General features: G+C 63.1%; 25 protein-coding genes. 11 read left to right on the top strand and 14 right to left on the bottom strand.

The window, feature by feature from the left end; translation table 11 throughout:
* Positions 1–66: 66 nt before the first annotated feature.
* Together G9Q37_RS06025 and G9Q37_RS06020 are read left to right on the top strand one after the other, a co-directional pair.
* Positions 67–1,305 carry an aminotransferase-like domain-containing protein gene (locus G9Q37_RS06025; protein WP_166225979.1) on the top strand — a complete coding sequence of 413 codons (1,239 nt, stop codon included), beginning with the start codon at positions 67–69 and terminating at the stop codon, positions 1,303–1,305.
* A gap of 22 nt (positions 1,306–1,327) precedes the next feature.
* The gene (locus G9Q37_RS06020) at positions 1,328–2,155 is read left to right on the top strand and encodes an isocitrate lyase/PEP mutase family protein (protein ID WP_166225976.1); all 828 of its coding nucleotides are present in this window, start codon (positions 1,328–1,330) and stop codon (positions 2,153–2,155) included.
* 1 nt (position 2,156) lies between these two features.
* Here the strand turns inward: G9Q37_RS06020 and G9Q37_RS06015 are convergent, their stop codons facing one another.
* Both G9Q37_RS06015 and G9Q37_RS06010 read right to left on the bottom strand, forming a co-directional pair.
* Entirely contained in the window at positions 2,157–2,750 is a 594-nt protein-coding gene (locus G9Q37_RS06015) for a 2-hydroxychromene-2-carboxylate isomerase (RefSeq protein ID WP_166225973.1), read from the bottom strand.
* 16 nt (positions 2,751–2,766) lie between these two features.
* On the bottom strand, positions 2,767–3,618 hold the full coding sequence (locus G9Q37_RS06010; protein WP_166225970.1) for a CmcJ/NvfI family oxidoreductase: 852 nt from the start codon (positions 3,616–3,618) through the stop codon (positions 2,767–2,769).
* Between the two features lie 292 nt (positions 3,619–3,910).
* Here G9Q37_RS06010 and G9Q37_RS06005 point away from each other — a divergent pair, with 292 nt between their 5' ends.
* Complete coding sequence (locus G9Q37_RS06005; RefSeq protein ID WP_166225967.1) at positions 3,911–4,999, top strand: TRAP transporter substrate-binding protein; 1,089 nt, start codon at positions 3,911–3,913, stop codon at positions 4,997–4,999.
* A gap of 139 nt (positions 5,000–5,138) precedes the next feature.
* Here G9Q37_RS06005 and G9Q37_RS06000 read toward each other — a convergent pair whose 3' ends face one another.
* The 5 genes from G9Q37_RS06000 to G9Q37_RS05980 all read right to left on the bottom strand — a co-directional run bounded on the left by G9Q37_RS06000 (position 5,139) and on the right by G9Q37_RS05980 (position 9,271).
* A complete protein-coding gene (locus G9Q37_RS06000; RefSeq protein WP_166225964.1) occupies positions 5,139–6,854 on the bottom strand; it encodes a TRAP transporter large permease in 1,716 nt (571 codons plus the stop codon).
* Positions 6,855–6,907: 53 nt separating this feature from the next.
* The gene (locus G9Q37_RS05995; RefSeq protein ID WP_166225961.1) at positions 6,908–7,450 is read right to left on the bottom strand and encodes a TRAP transporter small permease subunit; all 543 of its coding nucleotides are present in this window, start codon (positions 7,448–7,450) and stop codon (positions 6,908–6,910) included.
* A gap of 128 nt (positions 7,451–7,578) precedes the next feature.
* The gene (locus tag G9Q37_RS05990) at positions 7,579–7,728 is read right to left on the bottom strand and encodes a hypothetical protein (RefSeq protein WP_166225958.1); all 150 of its coding nucleotides are present in this window, start codon (positions 7,726–7,728) and stop codon (positions 7,579–7,581) included.
* Positions 7,725–8,927 (bottom strand): MFS transporter, encoded by a 1,203-nt coding sequence (locus tag G9Q37_RS05985; protein WP_240936531.1) that lies wholly within the window; start codon positions 8,925–8,927, stop codon positions 7,725–7,727. The genes G9Q37_RS05990 and G9Q37_RS05985 overlap by 4 nt, the downstream gene beginning before the upstream one ends.
* Positions 8,924–9,271, bottom strand: coding sequence for a hypothetical protein (locus tag G9Q37_RS05980; protein WP_166225955.1), 348 nt, complete (start codon positions 9,269–9,271; stop codon positions 8,924–8,926). The genes G9Q37_RS05985 and G9Q37_RS05980 overlap by 4 nt, the downstream gene beginning before the upstream one ends.
* Positions 9,272–9,364: 93 nt before the next feature.
* On the opposite strand from G9Q37_RS05980, the gene G9Q37_RS05975 reads away from it, so the two are divergent.
* A complete protein-coding gene (locus G9Q37_RS05975) occupies positions 9,365–10,291 on the top strand; it encodes a LysR substrate-binding domain-containing protein (RefSeq protein WP_166225952.1) in 927 nt (308 codons plus the stop codon).
* On the opposite strand, the gene G9Q37_RS05970 is transcribed toward G9Q37_RS05975, so the two are convergent.
* Positions 10,288–11,199, bottom strand: coding sequence for a LysR substrate-binding domain-containing protein (locus G9Q37_RS05970; RefSeq protein ID WP_166225949.1), 912 nt, complete (start codon positions 11,197–11,199; stop codon positions 10,288–10,290). The two genes, G9Q37_RS05975 and G9Q37_RS05970, sit on opposite strands and share 4 nt — an antisense overlap.
* 164 nt (positions 11,200–11,363) lie before the next feature.
* Between G9Q37_RS05970 and G9Q37_RS05965 the strand changes: the two genes are divergently transcribed.
* The 4 genes from G9Q37_RS05965 (at position 11,364) to G9Q37_RS05950 (ending at position 14,748) form a co-directional block, all read left to right on the top strand.
* Positions 11,364–12,239, top strand: coding sequence for a LysR substrate-binding domain-containing protein (locus G9Q37_RS05965; RefSeq protein WP_166225946.1), 876 nt, complete (start codon positions 11,364–11,366; stop codon positions 12,237–12,239).
* A 33-nt stretch (positions 12,240–12,272) separates the two neighbouring features.
* A complete protein-coding gene (locus tag G9Q37_RS05960; protein ID WP_166225943.1) occupies positions 12,273–12,668 on the top strand; it encodes a VOC family protein in 396 nt (131 codons plus the stop codon).
* 234 nt (positions 12,669–12,902) lie between these two features.
* The gene (locus tag G9Q37_RS05955; RefSeq protein ID WP_240936530.1) at positions 12,903–13,562 is read left to right on the top strand and encodes a glutathione S-transferase family protein; all 660 of its coding nucleotides are present in this window, start codon (positions 12,903–12,905) and stop codon (positions 13,560–13,562) included.
* Positions 13,563–13,605: 43 nt separating this feature from the next.
* Positions 13,606–14,748, top strand: coding sequence for a YbfB/YjiJ family MFS transporter (locus tag G9Q37_RS05950; protein WP_166225937.1), 1,143 nt, complete (start codon positions 13,606–13,608; stop codon positions 14,746–14,748).
* 50 nt (positions 14,749–14,798) lie between these two features.
* On the opposite strand, the gene G9Q37_RS05945 is transcribed toward G9Q37_RS05950, so the two are convergent.
* Positions 14,799–15,422, bottom strand: coding sequence for an aspartate/glutamate racemase family protein (locus tag G9Q37_RS05945; protein ID WP_240936629.1), 624 nt, complete (start codon positions 15,420–15,422; stop codon positions 14,799–14,801).
* On the opposite strand from G9Q37_RS05945, the gene G9Q37_RS21820 reads away from it, so the two are divergent.
* Both G9Q37_RS21820 and G9Q37_RS05940 read left to right on the top strand, forming a co-directional pair.
* Positions 15,312–15,617, top strand: coding sequence for a hypothetical protein (locus G9Q37_RS21820; protein ID WP_240936698.1), 306 nt, complete (start codon positions 15,312–15,314; stop codon positions 15,615–15,617). The genes G9Q37_RS05945 and G9Q37_RS21820 overlap by 111 nt on opposite strands.
* Positions 15,618–15,663: 46 nt before the next feature.
* Complete coding sequence (locus G9Q37_RS05940; RefSeq protein ID WP_166225931.1) at positions 15,664–16,434, top strand: enoyl-CoA hydratase/isomerase family protein; 771 nt, start codon at positions 15,664–15,666, stop codon at positions 16,432–16,434.
* A gap of 42 nt (positions 16,435–16,476) precedes the next feature.
* On the opposite strand, the gene G9Q37_RS05935 is transcribed toward G9Q37_RS05940, so the two are convergent.
* Entirely contained in the window at positions 16,477–17,559 is a 1,083-nt protein-coding gene (locus G9Q37_RS05935; RefSeq protein ID WP_166225928.1) for a TRAP transporter substrate-binding protein, read from the bottom strand.
* Between the two features lie 236 nt (positions 17,560–17,795).
* Between G9Q37_RS05935 and G9Q37_RS05930 the strand changes: the two genes are divergently transcribed.
* The gene (locus G9Q37_RS05930; protein ID WP_166225925.1) at positions 17,796–18,698 is read left to right on the top strand and encodes a LysR substrate-binding domain-containing protein; all 903 of its coding nucleotides are present in this window, start codon (positions 17,796–17,798) and stop codon (positions 18,696–18,698) included.
* A 35-nt stretch (positions 18,699–18,733) separates the two neighbouring features.
* Here the strand turns inward: G9Q37_RS05930 and G9Q37_RS05925 are convergent, their stop codons facing one another.
* From G9Q37_RS05925 to G9Q37_RS05910, 4 genes are read right to left on the bottom strand one after another with little or no spacing between them, the layout of a single operon-like run.
* Positions 18,734–19,483, bottom strand: a complete 750-nt coding sequence (locus G9Q37_RS05925) for an SDR family NAD(P)-dependent oxidoreductase (protein ID WP_166225922.1) — start codon at positions 19,481–19,483, stop codon at positions 18,734–18,736.
* The gene (locus tag G9Q37_RS05920; protein ID WP_166225919.1) at positions 19,480–20,811 is read right to left on the bottom strand and encodes an MFS transporter; all 1,332 of its coding nucleotides are present in this window, start codon (positions 20,809–20,811) and stop codon (positions 19,480–19,482) included. Before G9Q37_RS05920 ends, G9Q37_RS05925 begins: the two co-directional genes overlap by 4 nt.
* Complete coding sequence (locus G9Q37_RS05915; RefSeq protein ID WP_166225917.1) at positions 20,808–21,068, bottom strand: hypothetical protein; 261 nt, start codon at positions 21,066–21,068, stop codon at positions 20,808–20,810. Before G9Q37_RS05915 ends, G9Q37_RS05920 begins: the two co-directional genes overlap by 4 nt.
* Before the next feature lie 2 nt (positions 21,069–21,070).
* A complete protein-coding gene (locus G9Q37_RS05910; RefSeq protein ID WP_166225914.1) occupies positions 21,071–21,814 on the bottom strand; it encodes a sulfite exporter TauE/SafE family protein in 744 nt (247 codons plus the stop codon).
* Positions 21,815–22,012: the final 198 nt, after the last annotated feature.

Here is a 22,012-nt window from a genome sequence, read left to right as displayed (position 1 = left end):
CGGGGATCACATTTCATGTTGTCAGAACACCATTGACCTACATATCGCACTTCACAAGGAGAAGCGATGGATGCAGGCAAGTTCGACGGACTTTCATGGGTGGCAACGTCCGCCAGACGATCCGATGTCCGGGACCTCCTGCACCACGCCTCCCGGGAGGGCATGATTTCGTTCGCGGGCGGTCTGCCCGACGCGGAGCTTTTTGATCTGGCCGGCATCAACCGGGCCATCGACCTGATCCAGAGCCGGTCGATGAGGCGAGCGCTGCAGTACGGCGCCACCGAGGGGCAGCCGGGCCTGCGATCAGCCGTCGCCGAACTCATGCGCCGGCGGGGTGTGCCGGCTTTGCCCGATGACCTCCTGATCACCACGGGGTCGCAGCAGGGGCTGGACCTTCTGGCCCGCGCCTTGGTCAACCCGGGAGACCTGGTCGCCATCGAGTCGCCCACCTATCTGGCTGCCGTCAATGCGCTGGAGCTGGCGCGCCCGCGGTTCCTGACAGTACCCACCACACCGAACGGCCTGGATGTGGATGCACTGGTGAGCGGCCAGGCGCGCCCCAAGCTGCTCTATGTGGTTCCGACCTTCAGCAACCCTTGCGGCGCGCAAATGCCCCTGGAAGCACGAATCAAGTTGTTGAAGTGGGCAGCTGACAACAAGGTATTCGTCATCGAGGACGATCCCTACGGCGAACTCCGATTCCCCGGAGCACACGCGGTGCCCTCTCTGTATCAATTGGCCAGCCACCAGGCGGGTGCACACGGGTGGGTTGCCTACTTGTCCACGCTGTCCAAATGCATGGCGCCCGGGCTGCGCATTGGCTGGATGCTGGCACCCGCCACCGTGCTTGACGCATGTGTCCGCATCAAGCAGGCGATGGACCTGCACACCTCGTCACTGGTGCAGGAGGTCGCGGCGGCCTACCTGCAATCCGGTCTCATGGACGCGGCCGTGGAACGCATGCGCGTCACCTACGAGAGCCGCTACCGCGCCATGCGCGAATCGCTTGAAGACGCCTTCGGCGAGCGCCTGACCGTCGGCGAAGCCGAGGGCGGCATGTTCCTGTGGGCGCGGTTCAATGACGGCACCCGCACCCGCGCGCTGTTGTCCGAGGCAATACGGGACAACGTGATGTTTGTGCCGGGCAGCGCTTTCTACGCACAAGGCGACCTCGGCACCAGCGAGCTGCGACTCAGCTTCGTCACCAACCCGCCCGATCGGATTCGGGAAGGCGTGCAGCGGCTGAGGAACGCACATGGGCGTTTGCACGTCGCGGCGGCGTGCGACGCCACCGTTCACTCCTGACCATGCCTTTGATCCAGCAACCATGAGCAGCACCCAGCAACAGCGTGCCGAGGCCTTTCGCGACCTTCACGAGCGAAAGCAGATCTTCCTGATGCCGAACCCATGGGACAAGGGTTCGGCCGTCCTGCTGGAGAAGCTGGGCTTCGAGGCGCTGGCCAGTACCAGCGCCGGGTTCGCCTTCTCCCAGGGCATGCCGGACGGGACACCGTCCTTCAAACAAGTCCTGAATCACCTGCGGGAACTGTGCGCTTGCACCAGCTTGCCGGTCTCGGCCGACCTCGAGGCCATGTTCGCAGACTCCCCCGAAGACGTGTACCGCCATTTGCAACAGGCGGCCGCCTGCGGCATCGTTGGCGCGTCGATTCAAGACTCGGGCAGCGAACCCGGTGCCCCGCTGTTGCCGTTGTCACTTGCGGTCGAACGGGTGCACGCCGCTGTGGAAGCCAAGCGGACCCTGGGGCACCCCTTCGTGCTGACCGCCCGGGCGGAGTGCTTCACCCTGCCTGATGCGTCAATGGACGACACCCTCATGCGCCTGCAAGCCTACGAGAAGGCCGGCGCCGACGTGCTGTTCGCTCCCTGGATCAAGACCGAGGAACAGGTTCGCGCGGTGGTGGCTGCCGTCAGCAAGCCGGTCAGCGTGATGTTGGGCTTCGCCGGGTCCACACTCGACGTGGCCACGCTGAAGACGCTCGGCGTGCGTCGCGTCAGCACCGGCGGCTCGTTCGCCCGCACCGCATACTCGGCGATGATGGCCGCCGCCAGCGAGTTTCGAGGGCAAGGGACCTTCCACCGGACCCAGAACTCGCTGACAGGAAAACAGCTCAACGAGCTGTTTTCTCGGTCATGACCTAAGCCCTGGCTGCCCACTCGACGGCCTCATCCAAGCGGTCGTTGCCCCAGAACATCTCGCCCTCCACGAAGAACGTGGGCCCACCGAAGACGCCGAGCGCCCGCGCTCGCAGCGTCTGGTCCTTCAAGCGCTCCTTGTTCTGGGCGTCCTGTGCTTGTTCAATGATCGCGCCGGCATCCAGGCCCAGTTCCACAAGAACACGGGACACCGCCTCCACCGAATCGATCTCCCGGTCCTCGACGAAGTTCAGGGCCATCATGCGCCGCGAGAAGGCCTCGATCCACACGGCATCCTTGCCGAGCACCGCGACCCGCATGGGCAACAGAGCCCGGCGCGGGAAGTTCGTGGGGCGCTTCCACGGCAGGCCGTACTTCTCACACTGCCGCTCCATGTCGCGCCACATGTAGCGGCCTTTCTGCTCCTGCAGCACGAACGGTGAGGTTTCCCAACCGAACGATTTGAAGATCGGGCCCAGCAGGAATGGCTCCCATTTCAGCGGCACACCGCGCGAACGGGCGAGCTCGCCCACCCGTTGCACGCTCAGGTAGCTGTAGTTGCTGCCGAACTCGTACCAGATTTCCAGTGTTTTCATCTTCAATGACTCGCTTTCACTCCATGACGACCAGAACGCGCGCCTCGACGCTGCGCCTGCGCGACTTCGCGCTCTTTGCTTGCGGCAGGTCAAATGCCGAATGAGGAACAAATCTCGACACGCCGCTGACCCGGGAGTCGAACTGCTTGAAAACAGCCACGTCGTGCGTGTCCATCGCGTCGAGGTGGTACCAGCGGTGGCCTGGGTTGAACCGGAGCAGGTAGATCTCGCCGGTGCGGTGTCCGTAGTGCAGCTTCGCGGCCACCAGGTCCTGGGTCGACACGGACTGCGCCGCACAAAAAGCCAACGGCGAATCCTCGATCACGCCGCCGATGGAACGCCACAGGTTCACGATGCAGTAGCGCCGGGGACGCTGATCGAGACCAAGGCTGTCCATCACCAACGCCAGGCGCCGTCGGCCGGATTCTTCGCTGTAGTCGTTGTGGACACGACCCAGGGCGCCGACCTTGACATCGGCCCCTCGCTCGCCGAACCGGTGAAGGTTCATGCCAGGGTCGCGTTGTCGAACCAGATGATCGAACACGAACGCTGACTGCCCGCCGGTGGCCTGCAGCGCCAGTTGCGCAATCACAGGGTAGTAGCGGGCCTTGACCTGCTCCGGATCGCGAAAGTCGATGTCCGGCAGCCCATCGCGCATGAACATGAAACCGTCGTGTTCGAGTGTTGGCATCCGGTCGCGCGATCGCACGTCTTCGATGTCCACCCACCGAAGATCGGTCGAGCAGTTTTCGGCTTCCACACCTCGGGGCGGTTGACACAGATAGATCTCGGGCTTTGATGCGAATTCATCCAGGTAGCCCACCTGTGCCCGCACGGATACGGTGGGTTCTGCAACCGGCTGATGCATGTCGACGTCCTCCAAATCGGGTGATGCCCGGATTTCAGCGACAGGCGCCGAACCGGACAAGCGAATTCACGGAAAGCTTTGGATTCCCGCGCGGACTGGACATCGACATCCGCCATGTGACGACAAGAGCCGGCACGAACTCTGCCATCTCGGTCACGGCCATTTCCCTGAAAAGTGCTGCATGCACGGGAAGAAGAGTTCGTCCGTCCCCTTTCCACGATCTGCAACATGCGGGTCGCTGAATGTCCAGCGAACCTGGGCGACTTTGCGCGCCCGATATGGAGACAACTGAATGAGCCGAAGGAAGTTCCTTGTCGGCAGCGCCGCTGCCACCAGTGCTGCGCTGCTCGCCAGTCCCGCTGTCCGGGCACAACCCGCAGCGGTCACCTGGCGCCTGCAGTCGAGCTATCCCAAGAGCCTGGAGATCCTCTACGGTGCCTGCACCATGTTCTCGGAACGCATCGCCGAACTCACCGACGGGCGCTTCGACGTCAAGGTGTACGCGGCAGGCGAACTGGTGCCCCCGTTCCAGGTGCTTGAGGGTGTTCGCAACGGCACGGTGGAGGCAGGGCAAACCGCCAGCTACTACTGGGTCGGCCAGAACAAGGCGCATGCCTTCGACACCACGCTGCCCTTCGGCCTGTCGGCGCGGCAGCAGAACGCCTGGGTGTTCTATGGCGGCGGCCTGAAGCTCCTGCGGGACTTCTACGCCGAACAGAACATGGTCAATTTCCCCGGTCTGAACACCGCGGCCCAGATGGGTGGCTGGTTCCGCAAGCAGATCAACTCGCTGGAAGACCTCAAGGGCTTGCGCATGCGCATCCCCGGCATGGGCGGTGAGGTACTCAGCAAGCTCGGTGTGGTGCCGCAAACGCTGGCTGCCGGCGATGTCTACACCGCGCTCGAGAAAGGGACCATCGACGCAACCGAATGGGTAGGCCCCTACGACGACGAGAAGCTGGGCTTCTACCGTGTGGCCAAGAACTATTACGCACCGGGCTTCTGGGAAGGCAGTGCGAACGTCTCTTTCTTCGCCAACAAGGAAAAGCTCGACGCGCTGCCCAAGGCGTTTCGCTCCGCGTTCGAAGTGGCGGCCCAGGAAGTCAACGTCATGGCCACCGCGCGCTACGACGTCGCCAATGCCGAAGCGCTTCGACGCCTGGTTTCCAAAGGGGCCACGGTCCGCACCTTTCCCAGGGATGTGCTGCAAGAGGCCTTCAAGGTCAGCGAAGCCCTGCTGGATGAGGAAGCCGCCAAGAACGCTACCTTCAAGAAGCTGTTGGACTCCTGGCGTCCGTTTCGCGAGACCCAATCGCTCTGGTCGCGCGTGAACGAGTTGCAGTTCGCCAACTTCATGGCACAGGCCGGCGTGCGGCGCTGAACACTCCAACTGCAAGCCTGTGAACGGAGGGGGCGCCAGTGAACCTGGCGCCCCCTCCTGCATTCCGGCATGACTTGTTCGCGAGCCACCGAGGCTGCCCGCCCGCGACGCGAGCAAGCAGACAGTCAGACCAAACCCATCAATCCAGGTTCATCGAACCACCGTCCGGCGGCGGGTTGCCACCCGGCGTGACCGCCGACGGAATGTCGCTGTCGATGTTATAGAGCATGTCATTGACGGCGTTGTCATCGATGCGCTTGTCCTGGTGCAGGTTGCCGATGACCAGGTTCGGGAAGAACAGGATGACGCCCACCATCACCAACTGAATGACGATGAAGGCGATGGATCCTTTGTAGATCTCCTCGGTGCGCACACCCTTGACGAGCTTGTTCGTCACTTTGTCACGGTAGTCGTCCCGCGCGGCCACGCTCCTCAGATAGAACAGCGCGAAGCCGAAAGGCGGGGTGAGGAACGAGGTCTGGATATTCATGGCCAGCAGAACGCCGAACCAGATGAGGTTGATGTCCATCTTCTCCGCCACCGGCGCAAGCAGCGGCACGACGATGAACGCGATCTCGAAGAAGTCGATGAACATCCCCAGAATGAACACCAGGAAGTTCACGAACAGGAGGAAGCCGAGCTGCCCGCCCGGCAGCTTGTCGAAGAGATGCTCGACCCAGATGTGACCATCGGCGGCGTTGAAGGTAAAGCTGAAGACGGTCGAGCCAACCAGGATGAACATCACGAAGATGGACAGTCGCGTCGACCGTTCCAGTGCTTCCCTCAAGAGTCGCCAGCTGAACGAGCCCCGCATCGCGGCCATCAGCATCGCGCCCACCGCGCCCATGGCCCCCCCCTCGGTAGGGGTCGCGATGCCGAGGAAGATGGTGCCCAGAACGAGGAAGATGAGCACCAGCGGCGGAATCAGCACGAAGGTGACCTGCTGGGCCAGGCGCGAGAGCAGCCTCAAGCCCAGCAGGCGGTTCACAGCCGCCAGCAGCAAGGCAAGCACCGAACCCACGGTGATGGACAGGATGAGCACCTCATCTCCGCCGGGCGCCATCTCGCGACCGAGCACCGGATTGATGATGCGAGCGTGATTCAGGCTCCAGACCCAGCTGGCTGCACCGCAGATGACCAGCAGCACCAGCAACGAGACGTGGCCCGAGGCACCGTTGGGCTCGGTGTAAATGCGCGCCTCCTTCGGCAGCGCGGGCACCCACCTGGGCAGAAAAATCGCGACCAGCACCACGAAAGTCAGGTACAGGCCGACCAGCATGAGCGCGGGAATCAGCGCGCCGGCGTACATGTCACCGACCGAGCGGCCGAGCTGATCGGCCAGAACGATCAGCACCAGCGACGGCGGTATGGCCTGGGCCAGTGTGCCGGAGGCCGTGATGGTTCCGGTGGCGATGGTGCGGTTGTAGCCGTAGCGCAGCATGATGGGTAGCGAGATGAGGCCCATCGAGATCACCGCCGCGGCCACCACACCGGTGGTGGCTGCCAGAAGCGCCCCGACCAGAATCACTGCTACCGCCAGGCCGCCGCGGACGGCGCCGAACACCTGACCAACCGTCTCCAACAGATCCTCGGCCATGCGGCTGCGCTCCAGGATCAAGCCCATCAGCGTGAAGAAGGGAATCGCCAACAGGGTGTCGTTCTGCATGATCCCCAGAACGCGCAGCGGAAGCGCCTGGAACAGGTTCGCGGGAAAGAGGCCGATCTCCATCCCGACGAAGCCAAAGAACAGACCTGTGGCCGACAGCGCAAAGGCCACCGGAAAGCCCGACAGCAAGAACAACAAGAGGCCCGCAAACATCAGCGGTACGAATTGGGTGGAAAGCAGTTCATTCATGACGCACGATTTCTTCTAGGAATGGCGGTGGGTGTCTGGATCGTCCGGAGCGCTCAGTGCGATTGGCCGGCCTCTGGCTGCAACGGGTCTTCAATCAGGCCTTTGAGGTAGGCCACCCGCTTGATGAGTTCGGACAGGCCCTGCAGGAGCAGCACGGCAAAGCCCACGGGAATCAGGAGCAGGACAGGCCAACGAATCAGCCCCCCGGCATTGGAGGAGACTTCACCCGTGGCCCAGGCGTTGGCGAACACGGGCCAGCCCTCATGGATCATGAGCAGACACAACGGCGTCAGGAACACGACGATGCCGACGATGTCGATCCAGTTGCGCGTTCGCGCGCTGAGCTTGGCCGACAGGAAGTCGATGCGGACATGCACGTTCTGCAGAAAGGCATAGCCTCCCCCCAGCACGAACACCGCAGCAAAGAGGTACCACTGGACCTCGAGGAACGCGTTGGAACTCACGCCGAACGCCTTGCGAACGATCGCATTGCCGGCGCTGATCAAGGTGGCCGCCAGGATGAGCCACATCGCAGACCAACCGATCCATCGATTGAGTGCATCCGAGGCGCGCGACAGGCTGAGAAGGAATGGCATGGTGACTTGTCTCCTTTGCTTGAGAACGTTGGGTTAAGGGGATCGATGCAAAAACGAAAACGCCAAAGGCCACATGGGCGTGGCCTTTGGCATGAGGTGGATTGGGTGGCTCTTTCGTGCGGAACGGGTTACCTGAGGCCGGCGCACAGCAGCCAGGTGTCGGCCAGCAGAAACGAGGTCATGGGACTCGCGTACCAGGACATCGCCCCGGTGGCCAGGGCCGCGAGCACCACTGCAAGTGCTAGGTTCTGCGCGCGGTGCAGCGGCGTCCGACTCATGCCGCTGCCGCCGCGGCCACCGGCGCGCGACGCTCCCGGATGGGTGCATGAAGGACCGCCGAAAGCAGGCTCAGCGCAGCGGCCAGGATCCAGACCCAGGTGTAGCTCTTGTAAGCATCGAACAACCATCCACCGAGCCAGACCCCCAGGAAGCTGCCGATCTGGTGCGAAAGGAACACGAAGCCAAACAAGGTGCTGACGTAACGCATCCCGAAGATCTGACCGATCATTCCGTTGGTCAGCGGCACAGTCCCGAGCCACAGGAAACCCATGACGGCGGCGAATGCGTATACCGTCCATGGGCTGAGGTGCAGCCAGAGCAACATCAGAATGGCCGCAGCCCGCCCGAGGTAGATCCAGACGGTGAGCGTCTTGCGCAACCAACGGGTTCCCCACACGCCGAACAGATACGTGCCGGCGATGTTGGTCAGGGCGATCAGGCCCAGTGCCGTGGTGGCCACGGAAGGGCTCAGTCCGTTGTCCGCCAGGTAGGCGGGCATGTGCGTGCCGATGAAGGCCAGCTGGAAGCCACAGGCCAGGAAGCCCACGGTCAGAAGCCAGAAGTCGCGATCCCCGAAGGCGTTGGCCAGGGTCTGGCGCATGGTCAGTTCGCTCGCCTGGGGCGGCGTGACTTCGGATTTTCCCGTGGACAGGGCGAGCGGAATCATGGCTGCGACGATCACGGCGATCACCAGCGCGGCGGTCGTCCACCCGTAGCTCTCGATCAGGGTCATGTTCACGGGCAGCATCAACAACTGCCCTGCACCGCCGATTGCGCCCACCAGGCCGAGCGCTGCCGGCCTGCGCTCCGGGGCAACGGCCTTACCCACGGCGCCATAGACGATGCCGAAGGCCGTTCCGCTGAGGCCAAGACCGACAAACAGGCCAGCAGTGATGGCGAAGAGCACACCATCGTTGCTGTACGGCATGAGCACGACGCCCAAGGCGTAGAAGGCGCCGCCCAAGGCCATCACGCGCTTGGAGCCGATCTTGTCGGCCAGCATGCCCGCAAAGGGTTGCGCAGCGCCCCAGACCAGGTTCTGCAGCGCGATGGCAATGGAAAACGTCTCACGCCCCCACGACCAGTCGCTGGTGACGGGAATCAGGTACAGCCCGAACGAATGCCGCTGCCCGATGGACAGGAACATGATCAGCCCGCACAGGACGATGAAGAAGAGGTCTCTGGAGCTCAGCTTCATGCGAGTGCTCCTTCGGGTTGCCCCATCGCGGCCTTGAACAGGGTGTACGCCGCCCCGTGCAATCGCGGACAACTCGCGACCCGCTTGTCGAATGACGGGCTTGCGACAAGGACGCGATAGCTCGCCGGCTGCCGACGCAGGCTGGAGAGGCAGTAGGTTCGCCGCTGACTTGAAAGCAGCACATCGCCCGGGTAGAGCAATTCATCGATGGCGTCGGGGGTATCGCGCCCCGCATCCAGCGTTGCCCAGATGGCGCCGGCCGTGCATTCAAGCGCTTCGCCGGCCTTCAGGTTGATGAGAACAGGCTCGACTTGTAGAGTGCGGGCCGAAGTGTGTGAAAGCATCGTGTGCCTCCTTTGCGAGGGGAGGAACCGATCGTCAACGAGTCACACCCGGCGTGGTTGGAATCTTCAGAACCCCAGGCATGCCTCCAATTCATGACACCCACCAAGAGTTCAGTCGCCAGACAACTTCGCCACCTCTCGCTCGATGCACTGAGAGGCTACGAGAGCGCCGCGCGTCTGTTGAGCTTCACGCAGGCGGCCGAGGAGCTCTCACTGACGCAATCGGCCATCAGCAAGCAGATCCGCTCGATGGAGGAGGTGCTGTCGTGCCAGCTCTTTGTTCGTGGCTCCCGCCAGTTGCAGCTGACCGAAGAAGGCAAGGTGGTTCTGCAAGGCGTTCAGCAGGCTCTCAATGCACTGGAGTCGTCCATCGGCCGTTTGCTGTCGGAGCACGTCGAGACGGTGACCTTGACCGCCTGGCCGTCGTTCGTCTCAATGTGGCTGGTGCCTCGCCTGACGCGTTTTCGCCAGGTCGCGCCGGATGTGAACGTGATCATCGACTCCAGCGAGGGCGTGTCGAACCTGGAACGTGAAGGCTATGACCTGGCGATACGCCTTCCGTTGGATCCGCTGGCCTCTCCGCTCGCCCGGCGCCTCGGTACGGAGGAAGCCTTTTTGGTGGCCAGTCCGGAGGTGGCCGCCCAGATCCGCAAACCCGTCGACCTGCTGAGTCAGACACTGATCGTCTACGGACCAGGCAGGAGCCGCTTTCCCTGGATGGCCTGGTCGGAATGGCTGACGCGACTGGGCCTGGAACACCGCCTGGGGCAAAAAACGGTGCAGTTCACGCAATACGACCACGCCATTCAGGCGGCCGTCCAGGGTGGCGGCGTGGCCATTGGCAGAACACCGTCGATCACGAGAACACTGCGCGAAGGGCGGCTGCAGGTGGTGTTCCCAGAACACCGCATCGTCGGCCTCCACTACTACCTGGTGTTCGCCGAGCAATCGGTGGCCAACCCCGCCGTGCAGCGCCTCGCGCAATGGATCGAGCAGGAGCTCGCTGCCGAAGCCACTTAGAACGCGGGAGTCCGATCCGCCGACGCGAGACGAACGATCCAGTCGGTAAACGCCTTGGCCGCGGGCTTGAGCTCGCCCGACTCCGACAGCTCCACGTAGTACTCGTTATCCTTGAGCACGAAGGGGTGGATCTGCACCAGCGCGCCCTCTTTCAGGTACGGCGTTGCAGCAATGCGCGTGGTGACCGCGATGCCCGCACCGCTGACCGCCGACTCCAGCATCGTGATCGAGTCGTCGAAATGCATGTATCGCGCAGGTTCGGTCTTCCTGCCGAACGCGCCCGCACTCCAGTCGAGCCAGTTCAACAGCGTATGGCGCAGAACGGTCAGGCATGCAACATCCTCGACTCGCAATCCCTGCCCGGCTTCGGGAAGGATGTCGGGGCGACCGACCACCAGCACCTCATCGGTCAGCAGCGGGGCGCGGCGCGCGTCGTCGCCTACACCGCTACCGTAGTGCACCAGCACATCCCAGTCTGCCCGGTTCGCTTCCTCAGGCGTGGCGATGCTCGCCACCTCGATCTGGATGCTCGGGTGGTTGCGCATGAACTCCGGCAGATGAGGTAGCAGCCAGACGTTGCCAATGGATGGCGCGAAGTTCACGCGAATGAGGGAATGCTCGGCGAGGCGGAGCTCTTCGCCCGCCGCCCACAGCGATGTCAACGCGGCGGAGACACCGTCTAGGTAGGTGGCGCCCTCGTCTGTCAACGCAATGCCACGGCCCTTGCGCGCAAACAGCGAGACGCCCAGGCGCCGCTCGAGGTTGATGACACGGTGGCTCACCGCCGACTGCGTCACGCTCAACTCGTCCGCGGCTTTCTGGAACGAGCCGTGGCGGGCCGCTGCTTCGAACGCCAGCAATTCATGGAGCGGAAACTGGGCGGCCGCTGGTGTGGTGGGCTGACTCATGTTCGAAAGTTTGTCAACGGTCGGTCGTCGTTTGCACCGGGTTGACCTGGCTGCCCTTGCAAACCCATGGGCTTCGGGTCGTTCCGGATGGCAACAGTGCTCGATAGCATATAGCCATGAACACGACGCGACAAAAGAGTGCACCCATCGGACAGCTCCCGCCGATGAGCAATCTGCTGGCCTTCGAGTCGGTTGCACGCAACCAGAGCTTGTCTCGTGCCGCCAGCGAACTCGGCATCACGAAGTCCGCGCTGACGCATTCGATCGCGCTGCTCGAACATCGCCTCAAGTTGCGCCTGGTGTACCGCTACTCCCCTCTGGTGATCCTGACACCGGTGGGCCACTCGTACTTCGCCGCATCACAGGCCTTTGCCCGGCGGCTGAGAGACGATCACTACCTGAAATCGTCCACGGCCACGACGCAGATCCGCGTATCGTCATCGCGCGGGCTGGCGCGACTGTGGCTGGGCCCGCGCATGAACGGCTTTCATGCTGCGCACCCTCGTATCGAGCTCATCGTGAGTGCGGTGGATCGGCTCGAATCGGTCCTCGGCGATGGCGTGGACATTGGCCTTCGCTATGGCGGACCCTCGTTGCCGGACATGATGTCGATCCCGATGTGGGAGGACCGGCTCGTGGTCGTAGGAAATCCGCAGCTTGCGCGAAAAGCAAGATTCATGACCATGGCCGAGGTGATTTCGACACTGCCTTTGGTGCAGCACCCTTCCATGGAGTGGACAACATGGGCCAGCGGCCTGATCCCCGCCAGCCTCAAGGCCAGACCACGGATCAACACCGTCGATTTGCAGTTCGGCCTCGAATGCGCGGCGCACGGCGTGGGCCTGGCCATCGTTCCACGGCGACTGGCGCAAGCGCACCTGCAAAGCGGCCGCGTCGAACTGATCACCAGCCACTCGATACCGGCCAAGCCGTATCACGCCGTGGTGTCGGAGGAGCAATCGCGCCGCGAGCCAATGCGCCTGTTTCTCGACTGGATCCAGCGTCAGGTCGCTTCGGATTCGGCTGCGATGGCCGATTGATCACGTCACAAAGCAAGACACAGCCCCGACCACATGATTTCCCACACGTTCCTGGGTGTGCAAGACTTCGACCGCGCACTGCGCTTCTACCGCGCGCTATTTGCTGCGATGGGGATTGACGAACGGTTCTGCGATCCCGCCCGGCCATGGGCTGGCTGGCAGTCCGATCCAGGACCACGCCCCCTGTTTCTCATTGGTCGCCCGTATGACCAGCAAGCGCATCGACCCGGCAACGGACAAATGATCGCGTTGCTGGCGACGACGCGTGAGATGGTGGACGAGGCCTACGCGGTGGCCATGGCCGCCGGTGCAACGGACGAAGGCGGACCGGGATTGCGCCCTGAGTACCACCCGCACTACTACGGCGCCTACTTCCGGGACAGCGAGGGCAACAAGCTCTGTGTGGTCTGCCACAACGCGCCAGGCTGAAGCCGACGCGCCATCGCGGACGCTTGAATAATCCCGAGGTAGACACGAATCCGGCTGCAGTGGCCGGAATCATCTTTCCATTCATCGCCTGCCGCTTAGGGCCTACTGACCGCATTCGCCATCGGCACCCGAGCCCCTTGGTGCGCCCGGATACTCCAACGGTCAACAGGCATGAGCGTTCACAGAAGCCACCCCTACGCCAGCTCGCGTCGGCGGAGTACGAACACGAAGCTGGTGGGCCTTCTCGACTCCCCCTACGTCCGGCGCCTGGCCATTGCCCTGCAGCTCATGGACGTGGATTTCGAGCACGTCCCACTTTCGGTTTTCTCGCACTACCACGAGTTCGCGCAAATCAACCCGGTGGTCAAGGCCCCGACCTTCGTCTGCGACAGCGGCGATGTCCTGATGGATTCGGGCCTGATCATTCAGTACGCCTCGGTAGTGTCGAGAAACGCGTGGAGCGCCATCCCCAACGGACGCAAGCAGCGCGCGATGTATCTCCGGCTGGAGAGCCTGGCGCTGGCCGTCATGGAGAAATCCATCCAGCTGGTGCTCGAGGATTTCCTTCGCCCTCCCGAGAAGCGTCACTCTCCCTGGCTGATCCGGGTCGGCATTCAGCTCACCGAAGCCCTCGACCAGCTTGAAGCGGCGCTTCGCCTTCACCAATGGAACTTCCGGGACAAGCCACCGGCCTTGCCGGAGGTGAGCAGCGCCGTGGCCTGGACGTTCTGCAAGCGCATGGTGCCGACCATGATCGAGACGCAAAACCACCCGGTGCTGGACACCCTGGCCGCTGAGGCAGAGCTGCTGGAGTGCTTTCGCAGAGCCCCGCACAGCACACTGAAGTTCCCGGTGGACGCGGAGATCAGCGGCGTGCATAACGTCGAGGTGTGACGTGACGCCTGGACTCTGGCCCGCGATTCAACTCTCGATGGCCGTGGCCATCAGCAACGGCATCGCGCGCTTCGCTTACGGGTTGGTGTTGCCGGCCATGCGCGAGGACCTGCAATGGACTTACGCCACAGCCGGCCTTCTGAACACCGTGAATGCGGTGGGCTACATGCTCGGCGCCCTGGCGGGTTACGCGGGTCTGCGGGCAGTTTCACCCGCCCGTGCGTTTCGCATCGGCACCGTGATCGTGGTCGGATCGCTGCTTGCGACGCCCGTGCTGAAGGACTTCTGGCACCTTGCCGTCATGAGGAGCCTCACCGGGTTCGGTTCCGCCTGGATGTTCTCTTGCGGGGCCGCACTGGTCTCGAAGATCTACGCGAACCATGCGCGCATCCGCGGCACGGCAACAGGGCTTTACTTTGCCGGCGCTGGCATCGGCATGATCCTCTCCGGCGCGTTCGTGCCACGCTGGCTGGAACAGATGGGTTCGACCGCCTGGGTGTCGACCTGGTACGCGATCGGCGTTGCCAGCGCTTTGCTGGCAGTCCTGCCGCTTCGGGTGGCGGCAAGCTTGAAGCACGACGCATCCCTGAGTCCTGCGGCTGGCGACAAGCCGATCCCGATTGCGCCCTATCTGCCTTGCCTGTCAGCCTATCTGTTGTTCGGCGCAGGTAACAACGTCTACCTCACCTTCCTCGCCGCATGGATCAACGAACGCGGCGAGGGGTGGCAGGCTGTGACGCTGGCCTGGTGTGTGCTCGGTTTCGGCATTTGCCTGTCGCCGCTGATCTGGGCACGCGCGCTCAACACCTGGCCAGCCACCAGAACGCTGGCCACTTGCCTGCTCACGACAGCCGTGGGCGTGAGCATCAGCTTCCTGGGCAGCGGCGGTTTGCCCACCTTGACGTCAGCGCTGCTTTACGGTCTGTCACTGTTCATCGCACCGACCTCCGTCACCTTGCTGGCCAGAAGCACCCGACCGGCCTCCGAATGGGCATCGTACGTCGCGCTCTTCACGCTCATGTTCTCGGTCGGACAGTCCATCGGTCCATGGGCGGCCGGCGTGATCGCCGATCACATCAACCTCACGGCGGGCATGGCGTTCAGTGTCGCGATCATCCTGCTGGGGGCGGCGCTGGCCAATGCGCCGTCAGAGGCCAAGACCTGGGCCTACCGATCCGGCCACTGATCCGACGGAGTCACGCAGGAAAGCTGTCGAAGCACCGCCGTGGCTTCTGCTTAGCGCTCCATGGCGTAGCGACGCGCCGCTTCGGCCAGCAGTTGATTGGGATCGATCAGTTGCATACGGGTCGCGCACGCCTTGGCGATGATTGGCAACTCCGTGCATCCCAGGATGACCGCCTCGCAACCGGCGCGCTCAAACTGCGTCAGCACGCGTGCGATCAGTTGCCTGGCTTCGTCGAAGCGGTTCGCCTTGAGCAGTCGTATGGCGGGCATCAGTACGTGTTCAAGCACCTCAGCGCTGGGCTCGACCAGCTTCTCACGTGGCAGCACATTTGAGTACACACGACCCTTGACAGTCCATGGTGTGCAGAGCAGTCCGACCGGTGTGCGTGCGTGTTCCAGAAAGGATCGAACCTGTTCTGCGATGTGCAGAAACGGCAATCCGGACGCGAGCTCCAAATCTCGATGCCAGATGTGCGCGGTGTTGCAGATCAGGACACCAAACTGCGCACCCGACTTCTTGAGAGACACCGCGGCCTCCCTCAGGTGACCGAGAGGACTGGGTCCATGCCCGTCCAGGAACGCACTTCGATCCGGTGTGGCCGTGCAAAGCCTGACCTCGACGGGCGGATGATCCTGATCTTGGCAGGCATCGCCACAGCGGTAGAACTTGTCCAGAAAGTCAACCGTTGCCAATGGACCCAGACCGCCCAGAACGCCAACTGTCTTCATCGGTTTTCAACGAACATCTACGGGAAGCGGAACAACCGGGCTCGATTGCGGCAGGCGTTGCCGATTCTCCACCGCTCAACGCGTCGACCTTGCACGCTCGCAGGAATGTTGTTCAAGCAAGGCCTGCTGGTTTTCATGTAACGCGGATCATGGGCGTCTAGCCTGACCGTCAGCCATGGAGGTGAACATGCGCAATGAGACCCAGCCCCGTGTCGGCATCAGCACGCAATCAGGCGTGGCCGTGATGACACTCGCGCGCCCCCAGAACCTCAATGCGCTCAGCCGCGCTTTGACAGATGAGTTGGACGCCAACCTGCTTCGGCTCGCGGCGGATGAAACGGTTCGCGTGGTCGTTCTGCAGGCCGACGGCAAGCATTTTTGCGCGGGTGCCGATATCGCCGACATGTCGACGATGACCTACGACGAGGCCACCCGGACCGACTTCATTGGTTGCTCAAGGGAACTGGGGCGATTCCCCAAGCCGGTGATAGCGGCGGTACATGGCATGGTGCTGGGCGGTGGCTGTGAGCTGGCCGAGATGTGCGACATCGTTCTGGCCGCCGACGATGCGGTGTTCGCCCACCCCGAGGTGACTCTGAACGCCATGCCAGGTGCCGGCGGTACGCAGCGGCTGCCACGCGCCGTGGGCAGACACCTCGCCATGGACATGCTGCTGACTGGTCGGCGCCTTTCAGCAGAGGAAGCGAGACAAGCCGGCCTGGTCTCGCGAATTGTTTCCCGGGATCAGCTTCGCTCGCAGGCGCTGGCACTGGCAGAGGAGATTGCGCAGCGCCCACTGGGCTTGCTCACGCGCATGAAGCAGTCCGTTTTGCGGGCACATCCCGGGCTGGACGAAGGACTCGCCTTCGAAGCCTCCAGCTTTCAGGCGTGCTTCCAGGAAGAACCTTTCCTGCAAGCCATGCAAGCCTTCGTCAAGAAGCAAGAGGCCAGGCGCTGACTTCAGCATCTGGCCTCCTGGGCACCCAGCGGTTCGCGGGCGTTACAGGCGCTGTGCCTGCATGAAACGGTCGAAGCCGGACTCGGCGAAGCGGAACCAGAGGTTCACCTCACGCTGGAACTTGCGGTAGTCGTCGTACACCTTCTTCCAGTTGGCGTTGCTCGACCCGAGTTCGTTGTACAGGTCCATCGCTTCCTTGAAGGCCGCTTCCATGATGGTCGTGTTCAGGCCGTGCAGCTTGACGCCATTCTGTGCCAGCTGGCGCAGCGCCACCGGGTTGCGAGCGTCGTACTTGGCCTGCATGTTCACGTGGGCCACCTTGGACGCATGCTCGATGACGTCGCGGTACTCCTTGGGCAACTCCGCCAGGGCCTTGTCGTTGATGTAGAACTCGCAGTTCAGCCCGCCTTCCCACCAGCCCGGGTAGTAGTAATTGGGCGCCACCTTGTGGAAGCCCAACTTGAGGTCGTCGTACGGTCCGATCCATTCGGCCGCGTCGATCGTGCCTTTCTCCAGAGCCTGGTAGATCTCGCCGCCGGGGATGTTCTGAGGCACCACGCCAAGCCGGCTGAGCACACGCCCTGCAAACCCGCCGACCCGGAACTTGAGTCCCTTGAGATCGTTGACGGTCTTGATTTCCCGACGGAACCAGCCCGCCATCTGGGCGCCGGTGTTGCCGCCCGGGTAGTTGACGATGTTGAAGTTGGCGTAGAACTCCCGGGTAACCTTCAGGCCGTTGCCCTCAAGCATCCATGCCGTCATCTGACGCGCGTTCATGCCGAAGGGGATCGCACCACTGATGGCAAAGGTCGGGTCCTTGCCGAAGAAGTAGTAGCTGGCCGTGTGCGCCATTTCAACCGTGCGCGCCTGAACGCCGTCCACCACCGAGAATGGAGGCATCAGCTCACCGCCGGCGTGAACACTGATCTTGAACTTGCCTCCGGTGAGTTCGGACACGACGTTGGAGAAGTCCTCGGCCGCACCATAGATCGTGTCGAGCGACTTCGGGAAGCTCGAAGCGAGTCGCCAGCGAATCTCCTGTTGCGCGCTGCTGATGGCCGGCGCTGCGCCAGCGGCCAAGATGCCCGCCAGTCCCAGCGATTTGGTTAGGGTTCTGCGTTCCATATCATCCAATCAGTCGAGGGTTACGTTGCGGCACTCGTCTTCTGTGCCTCGTGCGCCCATGACGCAGTGCGTCGGTTCGAGCGCCCATAGGGTGCCCAACCGGTGCCGTTCACTGTTGAATTGCGCTCGTCATCCAGCCAACAGGTTTCAGTTGGCCGCGGCGAGCTGAATCAGAAAGTCAGGGCGACGCTGGCGCACAAGGACAGGGCGCACCACGGAAGCCGACAAGCGATCTCATGAAAATCGATCTCGCCAAACTCAAGCTGTTCATCGAAGTGCTCGAAACGGGATCGATCACCGCGGGGGCGAGCCGGTGCCACCTGTCACTGGCTGCTGCAAGCAACAGGCTGCAGGAACTTGAGGGTGCCTTGGGTGTGCGGCTCTTCGAACGCGGCAAGAGCGGCGTTACGCCCACCGATGCGGGGCTTGAACTGGCCAAGCACGCACGCAGTGTTCTGCAGGAGGTAGACAAGCTGCGCAACCAGATGACGCCGTTTTCGCGCGGCGTTCGTGGACGTGTGAAGCTGCTGGCAAACACCGCCGCACTGTCGGCCTACCTGCCGGAACCGCTCGCGCGCTTCCTGAGCCTGCACCCCGAGATCGATGTCGACGTTCAGGAGATGTGGACCGGCGAGATTCTGGAGGCGTTGCACCGCAAGAAAGCGGACATCGGCATCCTGGCCGACACCATGGACACCTCGGGGCTGCACAGCACTCCCCTGGCGGATGACACCCTTGTGGTCGTCGGACACCCTGAACTCATGCGGCCCCTGAGCGGGTCGCCCACGTTTGAGGAGTGCATCGAACACGCGATGGTGGGTCTGTCGGAAGAGAGTGCGCTCTACACCTACCTGCAGGTCAAGGCCGCAGCGCACGGAAAGGCGATCCACTACCGGGTGCGCATGCGGTCTTTCGAGGGGGTGTTGCGAATGGCTTCACTCGGCGTGGGTGTGTCGGTGGTATCCAGTCTGGCCACGCAACACCTCACAGCCAAACACCCCGGGCTGGAGGTTCGCGCACTGCGTGATGCCTGGGCGAGACGGCGGCTCATCCTCTGCACGCACCACGCGGCGGGCGCGGCGCCCGGCTATGTGCAACCCCTCATTGACTACCTCATCGACGCCGGGCAGCAAGGTTGAACGGCCTTGGTATCGGATCCGTGCCCCCTTGGCGATCAAAGTCCCCCGGCGACACGCAGCACCGTGCCAGTGACATAGGACGCCTTGTCCGAGAGCATCCAGGCAATGGCCTCCGCAATCTCGCGCGGGTCCCCTGCCCGCTTCATCGGAATCTTTGGCGCGACACGCTCGGCCCGGCCGGGCTCGCCCGAGAGGGCATGAATTTCGGTGTCGGTGGTCCCTGGCGAAACCACGTTGGCGCGGATGCCCTGGTCCGCAAACTCCTTGGCCAGTCCGATGGTGAAGCCTTCGACGGCCGCTTTGGACCCCGCGTAGTGGACGTACTCCCCGGGCGAGCCCAGCGTGGCAGCGATGGAGGACACGTTGACGATGCTGCCACCCGAACCACGCCCAACCCAGTGCCGTACAACGGCCTGGCACATCACCATCGTGCCGAGCACGTTGACGTCCAGTACGTCGCGCATGGTGTCGATGTCCACATCGAGGAATGATCCAATCCGGCTGGTGATGCCGGCGTTGTTGACCAGCCCGATCACGGCGGAGAGTCTCTCTGCCTGCTCCACCACTGCGTTGGCCAGCATGGGATCCCGAACGTCGGCCTGCACGGCCACCACCTTCACGCCGTAAGGTACACACCGGTCCACCACCTCCCGGGCCCGATGGGGCTTGCTGACATAGGTGAACAAGACGTCGTGGCCAGCCTGGGCACACAGTTGGACGACCTCGGCACCGATGCCTCTGCCGCCTCCCGTCACGATCACCGTTCCTCGCGTCTCCTTGCTCATGTCGATCTCCTGGTTTTCCTGTCGAGATGAATCAGCGTCCCTGCGGTGCCCAGCAGGATGGCCGAGAACGCGACGTTGATGCTCACCGTTGCCTGCGCGCCCCACTGCGTGATAGTCCACGCAAAGGCCATCGGCGCAGCGGCCGATGCAAAGAACGCCGGCCGCAGTACGCGGCCGACGCGAGCGCCATAACCCTTGGCACCAAACAAGGCAACGGGTACCGCGCCCCGCGTGATGGTTGATATACCGTTACCAGCACCATAGAGCAGCGCAAAGGCGCCAGCGAGCACGATCGATTGGCCGCCGTTGAAGTACAGGCCATAGCTCAGCAGCAGCAGGCTGGGGGGCAGCAGGTTCATCCACAAGATGGGAAACCGGTGGCCATGAAACACCATGTAGAGACGCCCCAGAAGCTGCCCGATGCCCAGCATCGTGGACATGGCGACCACCGCCCCGATCGCCCAACCCAGCCGCGACAGCAATTCGATGAAGTGCGCTGCCATGCCGGCCTGCATGAACAGGATGAGGGTGGCGCCCAGACCGTAGGCGGCGGTCTTGGCGGCTTCAAGCGGCACCGGCAAGACCGTCTCGCTGCCGGCCGGCTCGGTTCGCGCCACGCCCTGCGCGGTCGCCGCGCGCGGAATGGTCCTCAGCAGCAGCGACGAGACCACCAGAATGGCTGCGTAGGCAACCAGGGCACCACGCCATCCCCAAACCGAAGCAAGCGCATGACCGAGCGGCCAGAACGCGGTAGAGGCCAGACCGCCGAACAGAGTGATCACCGTCATGGACTGCTGCGATTGCACGCCCTTCACCTTGACCAGCGAGGCGAACGCGGCGTCGTAGAGCGACAGGCGCATGGCGAAACCGAGCACCACCCAGGCCAGATAGAACGTCGCGACGTCTTTTGAGAGCGCAAGCAGAACGCAGCCGCTGGCCCCGATCCAGAAGCCCATCGACATCGCCCGGCGCCCTCCATGGCGATCGATCCATTCCCCGACCCAACGCGAACTCAAACCCATCACCACCAGGGAAACGGAGAAGCCGCCATGCACGCGCACCGCACTCCAGCCCATGGAACGGGCGATGTCGGCACCGAAGACCCCGATGATGTAGTGCAGCGCCCCCCAGGCCACCAGTTGCGACAGCCCGAGGCGGATCACGAGGGAGGTGTCTGAGCTGGGCGTTGCGTCAGCCCCGCGGCGAGTGCTTGCCGTCTGCATGGTGTTGCCTGTGATCCCGGCGGGTGTTGTTCTCAAGATGCGGGAGCGCACAAGCACTCTATGGAACAAGGACGGGTTTTGCAGGAAGCCTGCTACCTGCGTCACGAACGGGATTCAAGGTTCGGTCCGGCCGCCGTCGCGATCGCTGGCACGGATTTCGGCATGCGCAGCGTGGCCAGCACCAGACCGGCGCGCGCATCATCGGCAGAGTCGGTCAGTTCCTGCAGCAACTGCTGAACCAGGAACCACTTGCGCTCGGGAATGGCTTCGCCGGGTGCAAGCTCCTCGAGCAGCGCGGTCAGCCCCAATGCACACCGGTAGAGCCTCTCCAGTTCGCGCCCTGTGGTTTCAAGCTCGGTCATGCTCAAGTGCTCCCGATGGCGCGCATCACCGTGTAGACGCCGAGCATGATCAAGGTGCCCAGGAAGCAACGCTTGAACATCAGGTCGCTGAGGCGGCCTCTCAAGGCTGCGCCAATCCACATCCCCAGCAACGCAGGACCCAGCATGAGCAGCGACCACAAGGCGTTAGCGCTCAACGTGGGCGATACACCGAGGCTGAACCAAAGCACAACGGTGCAGACGGTGAACGTCAATCCCAGCGCACCCACGAGTTCTGCCTTGTCGAGCCCGAGGGATTGCAGGTAAGGGACGGAAGGCACCACAAACACCCCACTGGCCACCGTCAACGCACCAGTGGCCACACCGGCCAAGGGGCCCGCCCACCACTCGTGCCGACCAGGATGGGGAAGCCGCCAGCCGACCAGGGCGACAACTCCATAGAAAGTGAGTGCCAAGCCCAGCAGAACAAGTGTCTGGGTGCTGGCGGACGAGACATTGGGCAAAGGGGACAGCACGGCCCCAAACACCACCCCGGCCAGTAAACCAGCCAGGCGCTTGATCAGTGCTGTGCACCGGGGAGACCGGACAAACTGCCAGATATTCGTCAACAGTGAAGGCATCACCAGCAGCGACGCCGCCAGACCGGTGGGCAGGAGGATCGGCAGCAGTGCGATCGCAACGGTCGGCAAACCCATGCCGGTGATGCCCTTCACCATGCCGGCGAGAACAAACACCAATGCGGCGAACAAGAACGCAGAGACAGGCATGGCGTCATTGTTCGGCCCCTGTCCTGTTCAAACCATCGGGAACTTTGGTAGGCAGGCTTGCGAGAAATCGAAGGAAAAAAAGCGGTGAGGGCCGAGACCCTCACCGCCAACAAGTCACCCATGCAAGGTGAACACGGAGTCAAAACCACGCTGCACCCACCTTCGGGCAAGACGGCCATGGCGAGGTGGTATCGATCG

Origin of the sequence: Hydrogenophaga crocea (assembly GCF_011388215.1) — a bacterium.
Lineage (GTDB): Bacteria > Pseudomonadota > Gammaproteobacteria > Burkholderiales > Burkholderiaceae_C > Hydrogenophaga > Hydrogenophaga crocea.
The sequence above is the reverse complement of the archived record's forward strand: the minus strand, read 5'-3'. Positions and strand labels throughout refer to the sequence as shown.

What these genes read in the sequence shown, in the direction of transcription:
- G9Q37_RS05995 (WP_166225961.1), bottom strand. Translation starts at nt 7,450, where the DNA reads ATGCCATTCCTTCTCAGCCTGTCGCGCGCCTCGGATGCACTCAATCGA.
- G9Q37_RS05990 (WP_166225958.1), bottom strand. Translation starts at nt 7,728, where the DNA reads ATGAGTCGGACGCCGCTGCACCGCGCGCAGAACCTAGCACTTGCAGTG.
- G9Q37_RS05960 (WP_166225943.1), top strand. Translation starts at nt 12,273, where the DNA reads ATGATTTCCCACACGTTCCTGGGTGTGCAAGACTTCGACCGCGCACTG.
- G9Q37_RS06005 (WP_166225967.1), top strand. Translation starts at nt 3,911, where the DNA reads ATGAGCCGAAGGAAGTTCCTTGTCGGCAGCGCCGCTGCCACCAGTGCT.
- G9Q37_RS05940 (WP_166225931.1), top strand. Translation starts at nt 15,664, where the DNA reads ATGCGCAATGAGACCCAGCCCCGTGTCGGCATCAGCACGCAATCAGGC.
- G9Q37_RS05975 (WP_166225952.1), top strand. Translation starts at nt 9,365, where the DNA reads ATGACACCCACCAAGAGTTCAGTCGCCAGACAACTTCGCCACCTCTCG.
- G9Q37_RS05910 (WP_166225914.1), bottom strand. Translation starts at nt 21,814, where the DNA reads ATGCCTGTCTCTGCGTTCTTGTTCGCCGCATTGGTGTTTGTTCTCGCC.
- G9Q37_RS05985 (WP_240936531.1), bottom strand. Translation starts at nt 8,927, where the DNA reads ATGAAGCTGAGCTCCAGAGACCTCTTCTTCATCGTCCTGTGCGGGCTG.
- G9Q37_RS05915 (WP_166225917.1), bottom strand. Translation starts at nt 21,068, where the DNA reads ATGACCGAGCTTGAAACCACAGGGCGCGAACTGGAGAGGCTCTACCGG.
- G9Q37_RS06010 (WP_166225970.1), bottom strand. Translation starts at nt 3,618, where the DNA reads ATGCATCAGCCGGTTGCAGAACCCACCGTATCCGTGCGGGCACAGGTG.
- G9Q37_RS05925 (WP_166225922.1), bottom strand. Translation starts at nt 19,483, where the DNA reads ATGAGCAAGGAGACGCGAGGAACGGTGATCGTGACGGGAGGCGGCAGA.
- G9Q37_RS05965 (WP_166225946.1), top strand. Translation starts at nt 11,364, where the DNA reads ATGAGCAATCTGCTGGCCTTCGAGTCGGTTGCACGCAACCAGAGCTTG.
- G9Q37_RS06000 (WP_166225964.1), bottom strand. Translation starts at nt 6,854, where the DNA reads ATGAATGAACTGCTTTCCACCCAATTCGTACCGCTGATGTTTGCGGGC.
- G9Q37_RS05935 (WP_166225928.1), bottom strand. Translation starts at nt 17,559, where the DNA reads ATGGAACGCAGAACCCTAACCAAATCGCTGGGACTGGCGGGCATCTTG.
- G9Q37_RS06025 (WP_166225979.1), top strand. Translation starts at nt 67, where the DNA reads ATGGATGCAGGCAAGTTCGACGGACTTTCATGGGTGGCAACGTCCGCC.
- G9Q37_RS05970 (WP_166225949.1), bottom strand. Translation starts at nt 11,199, where the DNA reads ATGAGTCAGCCCACCACACCAGCGGCCGCCCAGTTTCCGCTCCATGAA.
- G9Q37_RS06020 (WP_166225976.1), top strand. Translation starts at nt 1,328, where the DNA reads ATGAGCAGCACCCAGCAACAGCGTGCCGAGGCCTTTCGCGACCTTCAC.
- G9Q37_RS21820 (WP_240936698.1), top strand. Translation starts at nt 15,312, where the DNA reads ATGCCCGTCCAGGAACGCACTTCGATCCGGTGTGGCCGTGCAAAGCCT.
- G9Q37_RS05980 (WP_166225955.1), bottom strand. Translation starts at nt 9,271, where the DNA reads ATGCTTTCACACACTTCGGCCCGCACTCTACAAGTCGAGCCTGTTCTC.
- G9Q37_RS05930 (WP_166225925.1), top strand. Translation starts at nt 17,796, where the DNA reads ATGAAAATCGATCTCGCCAAACTCAAGCTGTTCATCGAAGTGCTCGAA.
- G9Q37_RS06015 (WP_166225973.1), bottom strand. Translation starts at nt 2,750, where the DNA reads ATGAAAACACTGGAAATCTGGTACGAGTTCGGCAGCAACTACAGCTAC.